The organism is Staphylococcus cohnii subsp. cohnii (assembly GCF_002902365.1).
Taxonomy (GTDB): domain Bacteria; phylum Bacillota; class Bacilli; order Staphylococcales; family Staphylococcaceae; genus Staphylococcus; species Staphylococcus cohnii.
Window position 1 is genome coordinate 142,877 of record NZ_PPQC01000025.1, and the last position, 17,492, is coordinate 160,368.

Sequence of the window (17,492 nt, forward strand, 5' to 3'; positions counted from 1 at the left end):
TCAAGGTTTACATTTTTAAATGTCTACTTTGAAGGGAGCCTGTCAGAAACATGGATTAGTCTTTTATTTAGAGTGTGGGCTTTTGACCACCCTATTTTATATTAGCTCATTTTTCTATATTAATTAGACTAATATTTTTTCATCATTTGATTTTTTCTCTTTATATACAATAAGTTTATTGTCATTTGATTTTTTAAGCTGACGTTTTTTCATGATTCCCCATAAAGGAACAGCTATAAATACTGATGAGAATACGCCAGATATTAAACCAATTAATAACGCTAATGAGAAATTGAAAATACTTGGTGCACCGAATGCTAATAGTGCAACTACAACTATGATAACTGTCAATACTGTATTGATAGAACGCGTCATTGTCTGACGAATTGATCTATTAACAATATCATCGATTTGTTCAGGTTTCGTAATCACTTTAACTTTATGCAAGTTCTCACGTACCCTGTCAAACGTTACAATCGTATCATTAATTGAGTAACCGATAATAGTTAGCACAGCTGCAATAAATGTAATGTCGACTTCCAATCTAAACAGACTAAATACAGCCACAATCATAAACGCATCGTGTAATAGTGCTAACACTGAGGACAATCCCATACGCCATTCGAATCTGAATGTGATATAAATAATGATACCGATAGCTGCATATAATAGCGTCATCATTGCATTTTTTGCTAATTCTTGACCTATAACTGGTGAAACAGTATTAACTGTTGGATCATTACCAAATGATTTATCAATCGTGTCTTTAATTTTTGACACTTCATCTTTAGATAAATCATTTTTGAATTGTACTGTTGCGTTTTTGCCGTTTTCACCTAAAGAAACTTGGGTAGGTTTAAAATCTTGATCCTCAAGTGTTTTTGTCACTTTCGCTTCAGATATTTTATCTTTCGATTCAAAATCAACTCTTGTACCACTTGTAAAATCAATACCTAAGTTAAGTTTGAAAACAAACAGTATAACTGCACCGACAATTAAAATTAGTACGCTTAGTGACAATAATGGTTTGGCTAACTTCATGAAATCCCAACGCTCATACGGTGTTTTTAAATCATGAACTTCCTTACCTTCATTTATATCTGCAATATGATGCTTGTTGACACCAAATAACCAAGATGATTTCTTGAAGAAATTTGAAGAAACAAGTAGTGAAAGTAACCATCTTGATATAAATACTGCCGTTACAAAAATCATTAAAATGCCAAGTAGCAACATTGTAGCGAAACCTTTTACAGAACTTTCACCAAAGAAGAACAATACAGCAGCAGCAATGACTGTTGTAAGCTGTGCATCAACTATGGTTAAGAATGAACTTTTATTCGCTTTTTTATAGGCTTGTTTGAGCGTTCGTCCAATTTTCAGTTCATCTTTAATCCGTTCATACATGATAATATTCGCATCGACTGCCATACCGACACCCAGTACTAAAGCTGCAAGGCCTGGCAATGTTAATACACCAGAAATGAAATTAAATGCAACTAATGTTAAATAAATATAAACAGTAAGTGCAATAACAGCTACTAGCCCTGGTAAACGATAGAAACCTAACATAAATAAATAAATTACCGCTATACCGATAGCTGCAGCAAATATTGTTTTATCTAAAGCATCTTGTCCAAATTGTGCACCTACAGAATTAGAGTAAATTTCATTAAGGTCTACAGGTAATGAACCAGAATTTAATAAATCTGCAATTTGTTTTGCTTCTTCAATACCTTTTTCGCCTTTAAATCCACCAGAAATTTCTACACTATCTGAGTTGATAGGTTTGTCAACTGAAGCAGCAGACACATATTTTGGATCTTTTTTGTTCATTTCTTTATGGTAAGTATCACCTTTTTCGTGATCTAACCATACAACCATGACGTTTTCATCTTTTTTAGAAATTTCTTCAGTTACTTTTTTGAATTTATCACTATCTTTTAATTTAAAAGTAACTGCGGGTTGATTCGTATTCTGTTTAAATTCTTGTTTTGCTGAACCTTGTTGAATATCTTTACCCGTTAATTTGATATTGTCATCAGCATCACGAATCGTTAAATTAGCTTGTGAAGATAAAATTTCTCTTGCTTGAGATTGATTTTTTATACCTGCTAATTGCACACGGATTCTATTTTTATCTTCCACTTGAATCTTAGGTTCAGAAACCCCTAAAACGTTCACACGGTTTTCAAGTGTTTTTGCTGTGGCTTTTACAGCTTTATCATCAATTTTATCACCTTTTTGTAAAGGATCAACTTGGTATAAGACTTCAAAGCCACCTTGTAAGTCTAATCCGAGGCTGACGTTTTTAACTACATTTTTATATGTAAGTCCTATCCCGCCTAACAATAGAACTACAAGTAATATAAATGCAACTATTCTACTACTTTTCTTCACTTGAACACCTCATTGTAAGCTTATGTTATAAATTCATAATTCAATCGCATTCGATTTCATATACTAAACGATTAAATTTTCTCAATAACCTTTCATATTTTAACACATTACATAAAGTGTAAAAACAAACTTAACTTATTTGTAACTTCTTTTTAAATGTAAGTGTTACCAATTGTAATGATTATTTAAGCTATTTAAAAATTTGATTTTGTCTATCTTTCATTATAACACCAACTATGTCTTTAAAGTCCAGTATCTTTAGGTTTTATTAAACAAAAAACGAACTGATAGTATATATCAGTTCGTAATCATAACTTCATTTATGAAGGATCAACTTGTTTAATAGCTGGTTTTTCTAAAGTGATTTCTGTACCATTACCATTTAAAGTTAATACAACTGTAGTTTCGTCAACGCTACGTACAGTACCTTTAATTCCACCTATAGTAGTAACATGTTGACCTGATGAAATTTGGCTAATCATTTCACGATGCTCTTTAGCCTTTTTTTGTTGTGGTCTAATTAAGAAGAACCACATTAATACTAATAATAATATCGGTAATATCAATGAAGTAAATTGCATATAGTTATTTCTCCCTTTTAAAAGTTTTTTGGGTTTTCTACATTTAGTCCATACTGTTCAAAGAATTCTTCTTTAAAATCAAGTAAACGATCATCGCGAATAGCTTGTCGGATGTTTTCCATTAATTTCAGCAAGAAATGTAAATTATGATAAGTAGTAAGACGGATACCAAAAGTTTCTTCTGCTTTTATTAAATGTCTTATGTATGCTCTACTATAATTTTTACAAGTATAGCAGTCACAATTATCATCAAGTGGACCTAAATCTTCAGCATATTTAGCATTTTTTATAGTAACACGACCATGTGAGGTCATACATGTACCATTACGTGCAATACGTGTAGGTAATACACAATCAAACATATCCATCCCTCGAATGCTACATTCTATTAATGCATCTGGTGAACCCACACCCATTAAATAACGCGGCTTATCTTTAGGCATAAATTGTTGTGTATGCGAAACCATATCATACATTACTGGCTTTGGTTCTCCAACAGATAAACCTCCGATAGCATAACCGGGAAAATCCAACGCCACTAATTCTTCAGCGCTTTGTTGACGTAAATCTTTATATTCTCCGCCTTGGATAATACCAAATAAAGCTTGATCTTCAGGTCTTTGATGCGCTTGTAAACATCTGGCAGCCCATCTACTTGTTCTTTCGATTGAATCTTTTACATATTTATATTCAGCTGGCATAGGTGGACATTCATCAAATGCCATCATAATATCTGAACCAAGATCATTTTGAATCTGCATTGATTTTTCAGGACTCAAGAATAATTTAGAACCATTAGTATGATGACGGAATTCAACACCTTCTTCAGTAATTTTCCTTAAATTACTTAAACTAAATACTTGAAAACCACCTGAATCTGTCAGTATTGGACCATTCCAGTTCATGAACTGATGTAATCCCCCACTCTTTTTGATAATATCATTTCCTGGTTGCAACCACAAATGATATGTATTTCCTAATATTATTTTTGCTTCCATCTGATGCAATTCTTCAGGACTCATCGTTTTAACTGTGGCTTTAGTTCCAACAGGCATAAACATTGGTGTTTCAAACGATCCATGTGGTGTATGCACGATTCCTAATCTTGCTCCAGATTGTTTACATGTTTTTATATGTTCATATGTTACAGCTGGCATACAAAAACTCCTTTCGTTTCATTCCTAAAAAATTAACATTGCATCGCCGAAACTAAAAAATCTATATTCTAATTTGACAGCCTGTTGATAAGCGTTCAAAATATTATCTCTTGAACTAAATGCCGAAACTAACATCACTAGCGTTGACTTCGGCAAGTGAAAGTTTGTTATTAAACCATCTATTGCTTTAAAATCAAAACCAGGATAGATAAAAATATCAGTCCATCCACTCTCTGCTACAAAATTATTATGTGTTTGCATAATGGTTTCCAATGTTCTAGTAGAAGTTGTACCTACTGAAAAGATACGATGCCCATTTGCTTTTGTAGCATTTAGTAAATCTGCTGTTTCTTGATTCATTTGATAATATTCACTGTGCATTTCATGATCATCAATATTTTCAACACTCACAGGTCTAAATGTACCTAACCCGACATGTAAAGTAATAAAAGCAATATTAACACCTTTAGCTTTTAATTGTTCAAGTAGTTCATCAGTAAAATGAAGTCCTGCTGTAGGAGCTGCAGCTGATCCTGATGCTTTTGCATAAACAGTTTGATAACGATCTGGATCATCTAAGCGTTCTTTAATATATGGAGGCAGTGGCATTTCACCCAATTCATCCAAACGTTCTTGTAGTATACCTTCATAATTTAAACGCATGATTCTTCCGCCTTGATCTAAAGTTTCAAGACATTCAGCAACTATTTTACCTTCACCAAAAGATAATTTGTCGCCTACTTTAATTCTTTTTGCTGGCTTCAATAAGACTTCCCAGTCATTATCTTCAAGTTGTGTTAGCATTAACATTTCTACTTTTGCACCAGTCTCTTCTTTTAAACCAAATAAACGTGCTGGCATCACTCTGGTGTCATTAAGTACTAATGTATCTCCTGATTCAATATAATCAATAACATTTTTAAAGTGCTTATGTTCGATATTTCCAGTTTTTCTACCAAGCACAAGCAATCTACTCTCATCTCTATTTTTCAGAGGCGTTTGAGCGATTAATGATTCTGGCAAATGATAATCAAATGCTTCAATATCCAAAACTATTCCTTCTTTCCATTCTTACTAAAATGTTCAAAAGCATACGCTGTCGCTTTACGCCCTCTTGGTGTACGTTCAATAAATCCTTTTTGTATTAAAAATGGCTCATAAACATCTTCAATTGTGACACGTTCTTCACCAATTGAAACAGCGATTGTATCTAAACCTACAGGGCCACCTTTATATTGCTCTAAGATACAGTTCATCATCTTATGATCGATATAATCTAACCCTTCATCATCAACTTGTAATAATGCTAGAGATTGCTTTGTAGTTGCAATACTTATCAATTCATCTTCTTTAACTTGTTGAAAATCTCTAACTCGTTTTAACAGCCTATTCGCCACTCTCGGTGTACCTCTGCTTCTTTTCGCAAGTTCTATGGCACTTTCATCATCTATAGTCGTACCTAATACTTCTGCGGTACGGATTATAATTTCTTTCAATTCATGTTCTTTATAATATTCTAACCTCAGATGAACCCCAAATCTATCACGTAAAGGTGCAGTTAAACTCCCAGCTCTTGTTGTAGCACCTATTAATGTAAAAGGCGGCAAGTCAATACGTATACTTCGCGCTTCTTCTCCTTTACCTATCACAATATCAAGAAAGAAATCTTCCATTGCTGGATATAAAACTTCTTCTACGACACTACTCAATCTGTGAATTTCATCGATAAATAATACATCACCAGGTTGTAAACTAGACAAAATAGCAGCCAAGTCACCCGGTCGTTCAATAGACGGTCCAGAAATAGTTCTAATATTAACTTCCATTTCATTAGCAATGATATTGGATAAAGTCGTTTTACCTAATCCAGGGGGGCCAAATAAAAGTACATGATCTAACGGTTCTTTCCTAATTTTAGCTGCTTTGATAAAAACTTCTAAATTTGATTTAATCGTTGATTGTCCTATATATTGACGTAATCTTTCTGGTCTTAAAGATAATTCAAATGATGATTCATCCTCATGCATAGACTGATCTACCATTCTATCATCCATTTATATTTCCCCCTTCATAAAAATTCAGCAAACTTAAGATATAAGCAACTGTAAACCTCGCTTCACTGCATCATCTATTGATTCAAAAGATTCCTTAGCTAAAGTTTTTTCAACTTTATTCAACTCTCTCTTAGAATAACCCAATGCTTCTAAAGCTAATAATGCTTCTTTTACAATTGCAGAATTTTGCGGATTATTTTGGTCCACATTAAACAATTGACTGCTATCTTCTTCTGTTACTTGTACTTTACCTTTGAGATCTAAAACAATTTGCCGTGCTGTTTTTTTACCTATACCAGGAAATTTTGTTAAATAAGCATCATTTTCATTTTCAATTGCAATTTTCACTTCGTTTGGTGAGCTACTAGCTAAAATTGCTAAAGCTGATTTGGGACCGATACCTGTCACTTTAATTAAACTTAAAAACATGTCTTTTTCTTCTTGATTAATAAAGCCATAAAGTAGCTGTGCATCTTCTCTTACAATCAATGAAGTATGAATCAAAATCTCTTGGTCTTTATATTTTTGAAATCGATATGAGTTTGGAGTTTGAATCTCATAACCTACACCTGAAGCCTCTAAAACTACATGCGTGGGATTTAAAACGGTTAAAGTTCCTTTAATATATGCGTACACAGTCACACTTCCTTATATAGTCATACTAATGAGTTCCACATTAGAAATATGTTCAATCTTTTTTAATGCGTTTATGACTTCATCTATTTCTAAATCTGTGCCTTTGCCATCTAATGATAATGTAATGGTAGCTCTACCGTCCATCGGTATACTTTGATGAATCGTCAACACTGACAAATCTAATTTAGAAAGTGTATTTAAAACCTCAGCTAACATGCCTATGATGTCATTCACATACAAAATCAATGTAAACTCTCTTGTTTCTTCTAATTTCTCGTCAACTGGAAATATCGTATCACGATATTTGTAAAACGCACTTCGGGATAAATCGAATTGTTTCACTGCTTCAAATATGGACAATGATGGGTCATTTTTCAAAACTTCTTTGATTTGTAAAGTTTTAACCACTGATTCAGGTAACACATCTTCACGTATTAAATAAAACTTTTTATTTTCATTTTTGTCCATATCATACACTCCTATTCAACAAATTCAAATTCTCCACCAAGTATTCTTACAATATCTCCATTTTCACAACCACGTTCACGTAACGCATCATCAATACCCATTGAACGCATTTGACGCGCAAAACGTCTAACTGCTGGATCACTATTAAAGTCAGTCATCTTGAACATTCTTTCTATGGCTTTACCACTCACTACGTAAGCAGCATCATCGTCTCTAGTAATCGTAAATGCATCCTGACTAGGTGTATATTTATAGACTACTCTATTTACACCTAAATCTTCTTCTTCCTTATTAAAATCTACATCTTTGACCTCTTCTAATGTATCAGCAATAGCATATAATAATTCATCAATATTGTCGTGCATTACAGTAGACAAGGGAATAATGCGTACACTTTTGTCATTTAATTGCTCTTTAAAAATGGTTAAATTATCTTCTGCATCAGGGATATCCATTTTATTAGCAACTACAATTTGTGGTCGTTCTTCTAATCTATGTTCATAAGCTTTTAATTCTTCATTAATAACTTGATAATCTTCGTAAGGATCGCGACCTTCTGAACCACTCATATCAATCATATGCACGATTACTTTAGTTCTCTCAACGTGTCTTAAAAATTGGTGACCCAATCCAACACCTTCAGAAGCACCTTGTATAAGTCCAGGTAAATCTGCCATCACAAAACTACGATGATCTTTGGTAGAAACAACGCCAAGATTAGGTTTAATTGTTGTGAAGTGATAAGCTCCAATCTTTGGTTTTGCTTTAGAAACCGTTGATAATAATGTAGATTTTCCAACACTAGGGAAACCGACTAAACCAACATCTGCGAGTAGTTTCAGTTCCAAAGTAACCTCAATTTCTTCACCTGGTTCACCGTTTTCACTAAAATCTGGTGCGGGGTTTCGTGGAGAAGCAAAGCGGGAATTTCCACGTCCTCCACGACCACCTCTTGCAACTGTAGCACGCTGCCCATTCTCTACTAAATCAGCTAGGACTTCTTCGGTTTCTACTCTTTTAATGATTGTACCTGGTGGTACTTTTAATACTAAATGCTCAGCATTTTTACCGTGCATATTACTGCTTTGACCACCTTCACCTCTTTTAGCTTTGAAATGTGTTTGGTATCTGAAATCTAATAACGTTCTTAGACCTTCATCTACTTCGAACACAATTGAAGCTCCGTTACCACCATCACCACCTGCTGGACCGCCAAATGGTACATATTTCTCTCTTCTATATGCAGTTATACCATTACCGCCATCACCAGCTTTGAGTGATATTTTAACTTGATCAACAAACATGATTTCACCTCTTTTTTATAAAACTTAATTTACATATCTTGTATATTATAGCATTTTCTATATAACTAGAAAATAAAGACAAAAAATAAACACCAGAAGTCATCACTTCTGGTGTTAACATGAACAAAAATTACTCAGCAGCTGCGTATACAGATACTTGTTTTTTGTCTCGACCTTTACGTTCAAATTTTACAACGCCGTCGATTTTAGCGAATAATGTATCGTCGCCACCACGACCAACATTTTCACCAGGATAAATTTTAGTACCACGTTGACGGAATAAAATAGAACCGCCAGTAACGAATTGACCATCCGCACGTTTAGCACCTAAACGTTTTGATTCAGAGTCACGTCCGTTTTTTGTAGAACTTACCCCTTTTTTAGATGCGAAGAACTGTAAGTTTAATTTTAACATTTGGTTGCACCTCACTTATAATTTAATCTAATATTTTCTTTGTATTCTTCTTCAATGGTCTGCAAAGAGACTAACATTGCTTGAAGAATTAATTGCGCTTTTTCATTATTCGTCTCGACACTTCTAACATGGAAGTATCCACCGTCATCACTATAGTCAATGTCGGGTTTCTCAGATGTTAATCCCATTATAGCATTAACACTTCCGAAAATAACTGCAGATGCTCCTGCACATACAATATCGTAACCGTAGTCACCATGATCGGCATGACCCTCCATGATAACGTCTGTTACTTGACCCGAATCGTTTAATGTAACATCTACATTAATCATAATTACGCGTTGATTTTGTCGATTGTTAATTTAGTGTATGGTTGACGGTGACCTTTTTTACGTTTAGAGTCTTTACGACGTCTATATGTGAAAACAGTAATTTTTTTACCGCGACCTTGTTTGTTTACAGTAGCAGTAACTGTTGCACCTTCAACTGTTGGTGCACCAACTTTAACTGAATCTCCACCTACAAATAGTACTTTATCAAAAGTGAAAGAATCACCTTCATTTACGTCTAATTTTTCAACGAAAATTTCTTGTCCTTCTTCAACTTTTACTTGTTTTCCACCTGTTTCAATAATAGCAAACATACTTTGCACCTCCTATAATTTAAGTCACGCCAAACTCAGGTGACATCTTTGTACTTAAACCTGAATCCGAGCGGTTGTATGTAGCTAGAAACTACTCAACTACTGCATTTTAGCATTACGATCTTTCACTGTCAATCTTCAATTGAATTTTTTTGAGGAATTTTGTTATTAGCGGATACAAAATAATTAATAAAATTAAATTTAGAATTAATGTCGGTATCATTCTAAAAATCACAAACTCAAACAAATTAAATTGAACTAATCCTAAAACACTATATATAACTGCTACATAAATTTCTAACACGAGTGTACTTAACAAAACGATAGTAAATAACATCGTATGATCTCGATAAAATACTTTAAAGAAAAAATCCATGATAACGACTAATAAAATATAGCCAAATAAATATAATCCGTAAAAGCTACCATAATATAAATCGGTAATTAATCCTAATACTGTAGATAAAATCAGAGCTACACTAAAACCTCTATAGACACTAATGATTAAGATATACATAATCGTTAAATGAGGTACAAAAATGATCTCTTTCCCAGAAATTTGCATAGGTATGACAAGTGCAATTGCGGTATCAATATAAAAAAGAATGATGCCTATAAGAAAGTAGTAAAAAGCTCTCATTAATTATCACCACTTTCACTATCAGGTACTGAATTAGGGTCTCTTTTAGCAACATAAACATGACTTAAATCAGCTAAATCAGTACCAGTTTTCACTCTTACTTCTTTAGCTAAACCATACTCATCGTTTTCAACCTTTGCTACTTCACCTATGTATAACCCAGTTGGAAGCTGATCTGCTAATCCACTTGTAACTACCTTATCTCCTTTTTCAACACTGTCTTTATTGTTAATATCAGATATTACTAGCTCTTCTTTTTTTGCATCATAATGGTCTATGAGGCCAAACACGTTTTTATCATCATGTTGAATATTGACAGATAAACGATTTGCCCTTGTGTTTGTTGATATTAAATCTACTTGTGAAGAAAATTGATTCACTTTAGAGATTCGACCAACTAAACCATCAGAAGTCATTACTGCCATATTATTTTTGATTCCATCTTTTGAGCCTTGATTAATCACTAATGTATTCATCCACTGATCAGGGTTTCTAGAAAGCACTGTGCTGGAAATTGGGTCGAATTTAGATATGTCTTCAATATCTAATTCTTTTTTGTATTTTTTATTCTCTGACTTTAACCTTTGATTTTCCGCCTCTAACTGTTTCAATTCACTTGATTGTTTTTTTGAATCACCACTGGTAAAAATACTATTGATAGATCCAGTAATAAAATGGACTGGATAACTCACAGCCTTTTGGCCAAAAGCTACTGTATCCCCAACATACTGTTCAACATATGATTGGGATTGGGATCGCAATGACACACCAATCAAGGCGATAAAAACAATGATTGCACATAATATAACAATCAATTTGTTGTTACTAAAAAACTTTGACAACCTAAACACCTCTATTAACCAACTATTTTATCTTCTTCCTATCATTTTATATTACTACTTAAATGAAATAAAGCACGAACATAAAGAATATGAAACAAAATTCATTTGTGAATTTTAATATGAAGATAAGTTTACTATATTTTACATTCAAACATTGTGATAACTTGTATTATAGCAATAAATATAGAAAATAGTGTATTATTTAGTATTAATTTAAGCACTCCATTTAATTTTTGTAATAGTCATGGAAAATTCCATTTTAGGACACCCCATTACTCAATTTTGTAAGTACCCAATCTCATTAAAAAAGAACGAATAAAAATCAATCATATCCATATTGATTTTCACTCGTTCTGGTTATTTATCATATTAATTTTTCAAACTAAAAAATACCTTGAAGCTGCATAAACTACAGCTTACATACATATTTCATTAACTGACTGTACTCGTATTAAATGAATCCTATTTCTGCTCTTCATCTGATGATGTTTTAGAGTCATTAGACTTACTAGATTCTTTTTCATCTTCTTTATATAGTGTTTCTTCTTTACGCCAACGCGCAAATAAATTTTGTGCTTTTGCTTGTTCGTCTGCTTTTTTTTCATTAGATTTTTCACTCATTATAAACACCAACCTTTTCATATTACTTATATAAGGCTAACTTATTTATTAAAAGAATTCAAACCCATTACTCATAATTTGAAGCTGGCTTCAATTCTATATGTTCGCCCAATTGATTGAGGTCTTGATTCATCTCTATTTCAGTTTTATAAACTCTCATAGATTCAGAACCAAATTTATAAATAATAAATTCATCTCCACGTTGACCAGCTAAATATGTTTCATTATATCCCATTCTTTCGATACCAGTTACTGACATAAACTCCCGCTTATCAATCCAATTAAACATATTTTTTGTTTGACTAAGTGGAACATTATTCAAAATATCATTATCTTCTACTGAATATCTTTGTCCGCCTGTTAGATGACCTTTATTTGCGCTATTATTTAAGGATGATTCATCATTATGAATTGGGTTCCAATCTTGGTCCTTCAAAAAAGGTGCATATTTGAGTGCGAAAAATACAATTACTATAATTGCAATAATAGCTATAATATTCTTTATAATACTAAATATGAAACGCATGAACCATCCTCCTATTTTATTCATCAAAATTATAGTATGTTTAATAAAGTTTATCATCAGACTATAGGTGTATTTATATCTTAACTATAGACCGATGTATGTTTCATGCATTAATATTAAACTATATTAAAAGGAGTGAATAGACAATGAGTATTTTATCTATAATCCTGCTTGCACTCTTAGTTATCTTATTATTTAGAGTAGGTTTATCTATTTTAAGATTTTTAATCTATGTTGGCATAATTGTATTATGTATTTATCTAGGATACCAAGGCATTCTTTGGTTAATGGAAAATTATAATCAATTTTTTAGTTTTATAAATTAAAATTTTAGCGCTTATAGACGTTGAAGTCCATTAAGCGCTTTTTAAGTATTCAAATGATTATTTTTTCGCAAGTATTTGATAACAATAATAACAACCACACAATAATAGCACCCAAATAACTCCAAGGATAATCGCACTAAAACCACATTAAAAGCAGATGATCATAATTTTTTAAAAGCTTAGTACTGTTGAGGAAATAGTAACACCTATCGTTGAAATCAATACAGTACTACAGTATATATGTTTCATTCTCATATTCGTTTTCATTTTAATCATTTACATTAAATAAATCACAGGTAATAATAGCGCACTTAAAGTATATTTTCTACTACTTAACCTCCCAATTTGATGCCTCAAATATAATATGCTCGTTAAGTGTAAGATGACAACTTAATCAAACATCGTTAATAACATTATATTTAAACCACTGTTATTTAATCAAAGTAACCCGCTTCTACCATGCTTAAATATTCATGGTCGCCAATAATGACATGGTCTAATAAATCAATACCTAATAGTTGGCCACAATCTCTAAGTCTCGCAGTGGTTTTAATATCTTCATTTGAAGGTGTTGTATCACCGGAAGGGTGATTATGTAAAACGATAATCGCATTGCTCGCACATTTAATCGCTTCGCTAAATATTTCTCTTGGATGAACAATTGAAGAATTTAGCGTACCTACAAATATTGTTTTCTTTTTTATAATGACATTTTTAGAATTTAAAAACAGCACAATAAATTTTTCTTGCGTCAAATGTTCCATCTTACCCATCATAAAATCCGCCACATCTTTAGGGCTAGTGATTTGAATTTTATCATCAACACTTCCGGAATGTATACGTTCACCTAATTCAAATGCCGCTTTCAATGTAAGTGCTTTATACAGTCCCACACCTTTTACTTTATTTAAATCATTAATAGATAACATTTTTAATTCTTTTAAACTATCTACTGATTTTAATAATTCATTAGCTATATCTAAACTTGAACTACCTTTTCTTCCTGTATTAATGAGAATAGCTAATAATTCAGCATGTGATAAATACCTGGCACCATGACACAACATACATTCTCTTGGTTTTTGATGATCTGCAAGTTCATTTATTCTCAATAAACAACAACTCCTATGAATTATCTAGATGTATTTCAGTATTAAAATTAGTAATTTTGTAAGGTCATTGGAATAACAAATTTTAAAGAAGCATTCAAAAGCAAGGTGTATTTATTCTACTACGAATGAAGTGTCATGTTGACAAATTTCTCATTAATTTAATAATTGCTTATTTCTATCTAAAAAATTTAATTCAGAATAAAAATTTAATTATTTTATAAATTATATCAAGATGTTTCTTTACCTTTTTGTGCACTGTCCCACTGTGCAAATAAAAATAAAAGACCTATAATTCCTAATATTACAGTTCCCCATATATTCAAAGGTAATATATCATTAACATATAAATAAATAAGTGTAATCACAAATAAAGTTGGTAAAATGGCGCCCAATAGCTTATTTTCTGTTTTAGATATAAAATATTGCACCGCTAACAATACAGCATAAATAATTGCTGGTGATAATGTCATTAAAAATTTCAAATAAAATCCCTTCTTTTTTATTATATTTTATGATCATAACAAACCATAACTAATTAAAAATTGTGATTATCATGCTTATACTTTGTAATAGCGTCTATTAAAATACAAATACCTAAGCCGAAAATAATTAAAGGAAGTATGATGATTAAATATATTGAGAATTTTCCAAATGTATTAGTAAAAAAAGCTACAGCAAATATAATTAAAAATATAAAAATTAATAAATTCATTCCCGTTGTTTTATTCAAGCCCTTTCACCTATCATTTTAATAATGTGCTCAAATTATATTAGAGTTAGTCAAAATTTAAAAATGAAATAAACTATATTTTACTACAAGGTTAAAAAAGCATAGTAAATTTCAAAATGTAAATTTTACAAATTAAAATAGCTATGCTTTTAATTAATCTATTCTTCTTTTTTAACTTCTTCTACTGTTTTTTCAACTTCTTCACGTGTCATTTTTTCACGCCCATTTTTCATTGCTTTTAGGGTTTTATGTGCGAAAGCTAGTGGTAAACGACAGAACAATAAAATCGTCCTTTTATTGATTGCTTTCATATATTCATCCGCTTTTGCTAAATTTTCTTCAGCATAAGCAAATAAATCCTCACGCGTCCAGTCGTCAGGAACAAAACTCACATCACGTTCCTCAAGATCTTCTTCTTCATTTCGCAGAATGTTTACAGCCTGAAGTCCTCTTCCATAACCTATTGCTAAATCTCTATCAGTTTTAACATTTGCACAGACATCCCATAGTTTAGATAGCATTACACCTACAAGTCCTGCTACATAATATGTATAATCATCTAAATCCTCACAAGATTTAATTCTCCAGTTGGCTTTGGCCCATTTTGCCATACCATATGCCATTTCACTAGAAGATTCTCTAACGATTGCCCGAGTATGTTCAGGGCAAGCAGCCAACCAGTCTCCTAATCTCACTGAAACTTCTGGTAATTTATCTTTTACTGGACTTATTATTTTTAAATATTTTTCCGAATCAAAAGGCATATTTAATAATTCGCTAATTTGCATTAACAAACTATACTTTAAATCATTGTTAATTTCCTCATGATCTTCAATTTCATCAATTGCGCGCATAACTAAATATGCACAAGCTACAGAATGTTTTAGCTCTTTTTCTAAAAAAGTAATTGGAATATAAAACGTACGGCTTGTCTCTTTTAAAACGCGCATTGCATCTTTTGGGAATTTCTTTTCTGCCATTTTATGAGTTCCCCTCCCTTTTCTTGATATTATCATATTTTTACATTTTAAAATAGCAAATGCTATGTTGATAGTATTTTTACACTTTGATGATTAAAATAAATTAAAAAGCGAGAACAAAATCGACAGTTGTTAATCGATTCCATTGCCCGCTTCTAGAAATTAGCAAACACGAAATTTAAAACTATACTTTAAAATATTTTAAACTAAAATATGAATTTATCCTTTGTTATATTATACAAATTCTTCATATTCATAAGGATTCTGTCCTTCAACACGACCATCTTCACCTTTATCTAACGCATCTATTTTAGCTATATCTTCATTTGATAGTTTAAAATCAAGATAATTAAAGTTATCTTGTTGATGAGTATATTGTGAAGCTTTAACTACAGGGAAAACATGTTTCTGATTCACCCAATTAATAATGACTTGTGCTGTAGAACGATTATATTTTTCTGCAATTTCTTTAATTGTATTATTAGTTAACACATCGTTAATCTCACGGCCAAGCGGACTCCACGCCTCTGATAAAACACCACGTTTATCGTTTTCTTTGATTAATTCACTATTATTAAAATATGGATGAATTTCTATTTGATTTGTCGCAGGTGTAACACCTGTTGCCTCTATAATGTCATCTAAATGATCAGGCATGAAATTGGATACACCAATCGATTTTATTAATCCGTATTTTTGAGCGTCAACTAATGCTTGCCAAGCTTCTACATATTTACCTTGTTTAGGATTAGGCCAATGAACTAAATATTTATCAAAATAATCTAAGCCCGTTCTATATAGTGATTCTTGTATAAGGTTAATTGCTTTATCATATTCGTGAGCTGCACCAGGTAGTTTAGCACTCACATAAATTTCTTCTCTTGGAATACTAGAACGACGAATGGCTTCGCCTACCATTCCTTCATTATTATAGTTTGTGGAAGTATCAATAACTCTATAACCTAGATTCAATGCATTTTCTAATGCTTTAACACCCTTGCCACCTTGAATATTAACTGTACCTAATGCTATATGAGGTAATGTTGTTCCATCATTTAATAAAAATTTTTCATTTAAACTCAATTTATAACTTCCTTTCAATATTCAACAAATTATGTTACAAATCAACCTTAAATTGATTTTAAATCATTACATTTATATTTTACCCACATATGACCTTTTTAATCTAAATGGATGAGTGAATGAAGCATTGATATCATAAACTTCCCCAAAAAATCCTAAAATGTGATAATACTGTCTCTATACAAAACGCTATATATATAAATGGAATAAATGGTATTTTAATTTTTCGTTTTCTTGTTTTCAGCACTAATATTGTAGAAAATATACTTCCTATTAAGCATGTAAGAAAGAGTACATTGATAAAAATGGAATATGGTATTAAATATGATAAAAGTGAACAAATTAATATATCACCATATCCAATAGCATTTTTGAATAAAAAATAAAATATATGTAGCAGGAGTGTGGTAATAACAAAATAAAAGAGGTTGCCATCAATAATAACTGTACTACTAAAAGCAAATATTAAAAATGTGTGTAAGGGGATAGATAAAGTTTGTATATCATAGAGAGCAAAAACAAGGAGAAATAAGTATATGCATATGAAAGTGCATAACGACTTTGCACTTGGATTAAATATCAAATATAAGGCTGGCACCAATGACAATACCTCACCTAAAATATAAAGTCTGCTAAGCGGTTGTTTACAACATGAAGTTTTCCCTAAAAGTCTAATATAACTGAATATTGGTATGATATCTCTGTACCTCAATTGCTTATTACAGAAATCACACTTGGATCTTGTTGCCAAATACTTTAAGTTAAATGTTTCAACAAAACATAATTGATAAAGAAAGCTAAATAACACAGGACAAACAACAAACAAAATAAGCAATGAATCGCCTCCTCTTGCTTATTATAACAACACAAGTCTAGCACTTTAACAAAAACATCACTTTTCAAATAATAATAGAAAGATACAAAAATGAACTGCACCCTGTCAAGTAGACAGTGAAAAAAACAAAATGTTTATG

Annotated in this window: 21 protein-coding genes and 1 other annotated feature; of the genes, 1 reads left to right on the forward strand and 20 read right to left on the reverse strand. The window is 31.7% G+C overall.

The features are described 5' to 3' along the window. Positions 1–123: 123 nt before the first annotated feature. From secDF to CD032_RS05405, 15 genes are all read right to left on the reverse strand, one after another. Complete coding sequence (secDF, locus tag CD032_RS05340) at positions 124–2,400, reverse strand: protein translocase subunit SecDF (RefSeq protein ID WP_040030016.1); 2,277 nt, start codon at positions 2,398–2,400, stop codon at positions 124–126. A gap of 320 nt (positions 2,401–2,720) precedes the next feature. Beyond that, entirely contained in the window at positions 2,721–2,981 is a 261-nt protein-coding gene (yajC, locus tag CD032_RS05345) for a preprotein translocase subunit YajC (RefSeq protein ID WP_019468514.1), read from the reverse strand. Positions 2,982–2,998: 17 nt separating this feature from the next. Then, on the reverse strand, positions 2,999–4,138 hold the full coding sequence (gene tgt, locus CD032_RS05350; RefSeq protein ID WP_019468513.1) for a tRNA guanosine(34) transglycosylase Tgt: 1,140 nt from the start codon (positions 4,136–4,138) through the stop codon (positions 2,999–3,001). Positions 4,139–4,162: 24 nt separating this feature from the next. Next, positions 4,163–5,188 carry a tRNA preQ1(34) S-adenosylmethionine ribosyltransferase-isomerase QueA gene (queA, locus tag CD032_RS05355; RefSeq protein WP_103211247.1) on the reverse strand — a complete coding sequence of 342 codons (1,026 nt, stop codon included), beginning with the start codon at positions 5,186–5,188 and terminating at the stop codon, positions 4,163–4,165. Between the two features lie 2 nt (positions 5,189–5,190). Next, positions 5,191–6,192 (reverse strand): Holliday junction branch migration DNA helicase RuvB, encoded by a 1,002-nt coding sequence (gene ruvB, locus CD032_RS05360; RefSeq protein WP_019468511.1) that lies wholly within the window; start codon positions 6,190–6,192, stop codon positions 5,191–5,193. Between the two features lie 33 nt (positions 6,193–6,225). Beyond that, on the reverse strand, positions 6,226–6,828 hold the full coding sequence (ruvA, locus tag CD032_RS05365) for a Holliday junction branch migration protein RuvA (RefSeq protein WP_019468510.1): 603 nt from the start codon (positions 6,826–6,828) through the stop codon (positions 6,226–6,228). Positions 6,829–6,840: 12 nt separating this feature from the next. Beyond that, entirely contained in the window at positions 6,841–7,296 is a 456-nt protein-coding gene (locus CD032_RS05370; protein ID WP_019468509.1) for an ACT domain-containing protein, read from the reverse strand. Between the two features lie 11 nt (positions 7,297–7,307). Next, complete coding sequence (obgE, locus tag CD032_RS05375; RefSeq protein ID WP_103211248.1) at positions 7,308–8,600, reverse strand: GTPase ObgE; 1,293 nt, start codon at positions 8,598–8,600, stop codon at positions 7,308–7,310. Positions 8,601–8,730: 130 nt separating this feature from the next. Beyond that, positions 8,731–9,015, reverse strand: coding sequence for a 50S ribosomal protein L27 (rpmA, locus tag CD032_RS05380; RefSeq protein ID WP_019468507.1), 285 nt, complete (start codon positions 9,013–9,015; stop codon positions 8,731–8,733). A gap of 11 nt (positions 9,016–9,026) precedes the next feature. Then, on the reverse strand, positions 9,027–9,347 hold the full coding sequence (locus CD032_RS05385) for a ribosomal-processing cysteine protease Prp (protein WP_019468506.1): 321 nt from the start codon (positions 9,345–9,347) through the stop codon (positions 9,027–9,029). A 2-nt stretch (positions 9,348–9,349) separates the two neighbouring features. Continuing rightward, positions 9,350–9,658 (reverse strand): 50S ribosomal protein L21, encoded by a 309-nt coding sequence (gene rplU, locus CD032_RS05390; RefSeq protein ID WP_019468505.1) that lies wholly within the window; start codon positions 9,656–9,658, stop codon positions 9,350–9,352. A gap of 12 nt (positions 9,659–9,670) precedes the next feature. Next, positions 9,671–9,744, reverse strand: a sequence feature (ribosomal protein L21 leader region). 29 nt (positions 9,745–9,773) lie between these two features. After that, complete coding sequence (gene mreD / locus CD032_RS05395; protein ID WP_019468504.1) at positions 9,774–10,298, reverse strand: rod shape-determining protein MreD; 525 nt, start codon at positions 10,296–10,298, stop codon at positions 9,774–9,776. Further along, on the reverse strand, positions 10,298–11,140 hold the full coding sequence (gene mreC, locus CD032_RS05400) for a rod shape-determining protein MreC (protein WP_019468503.1): 843 nt from the start codon (positions 11,138–11,140) through the stop codon (positions 10,298–10,300). Before mreC ends, mreD begins: the two co-directional genes overlap by 1 nt. A gap of 462 nt (positions 11,141–11,602) precedes the next feature. Further along, positions 11,603–11,761, reverse strand: a complete 159-nt coding sequence (locus tag CD032_RS13075; RefSeq protein WP_019468502.1) for a hypothetical protein — start codon at positions 11,759–11,761, stop codon at positions 11,603–11,605. Positions 11,762–11,828: 67 nt separating this feature from the next. Next, complete coding sequence (locus tag CD032_RS05405) at positions 11,829–12,287, reverse strand: DUF4930 family protein (protein WP_019468501.1); 459 nt, start codon at positions 12,285–12,287, stop codon at positions 11,829–11,831. A gap of 146 nt (positions 12,288–12,433) precedes the next feature. Between CD032_RS05405 and CD032_RS05410 the strand changes: the two genes are divergently transcribed. Further along, positions 12,434–12,613: a hypothetical protein gene (locus CD032_RS05410; protein WP_019468500.1), complete on the forward strand. Its 180-nt coding sequence runs from the start codon at positions 12,434–12,436 to the stop codon at positions 12,611–12,613. A gap of 434 nt (positions 12,614–13,047) precedes the next feature. Here CD032_RS05410 and radC read toward each other — a convergent pair whose 3' ends face one another. The 5 genes from radC to CD032_RS13610 form a co-directional block, all read right to left on the reverse strand. Further along, positions 13,048–13,725, reverse strand: coding sequence for a RadC family protein (gene radC / locus CD032_RS05415; protein WP_040030015.1), 678 nt, complete (start codon positions 13,723–13,725; stop codon positions 13,048–13,050). Positions 13,726–13,952: 227 nt separating this feature from the next. Continuing rightward, positions 13,953–14,207 carry a hypothetical protein gene (locus CD032_RS05420; RefSeq protein ID WP_019468498.1) on the reverse strand — a complete coding sequence of 85 codons (255 nt, stop codon included), beginning with the start codon at positions 14,205–14,207 and terminating at the stop codon, positions 13,953–13,955. Between the two features lie 406 nt (positions 14,208–14,613). Further along, on the reverse strand, positions 14,614–15,435 hold the full coding sequence (locus CD032_RS05430; RefSeq protein WP_103211249.1) for a squalene/phytoene synthase family protein: 822 nt from the start codon (positions 15,433–15,435) through the stop codon (positions 14,614–14,616). Between the two features lie 234 nt (positions 15,436–15,669). After that, positions 15,670–16,518 carry an aldo/keto reductase gene (locus tag CD032_RS05435; protein WP_040030014.1) on the reverse strand — a complete coding sequence of 283 codons (849 nt, stop codon included), beginning with the start codon at positions 16,516–16,518 and terminating at the stop codon, positions 15,670–15,672. A gap of 133 nt (positions 16,519–16,651) precedes the next feature. Further along, a complete protein-coding gene (locus tag CD032_RS13610) occupies positions 16,652–17,326 on the reverse strand; it encodes a prepilin peptidase (protein WP_369076460.1) in 675 nt (224 codons plus the stop codon). Positions 17,327–17,492: the final 166 nt, after the last annotated feature.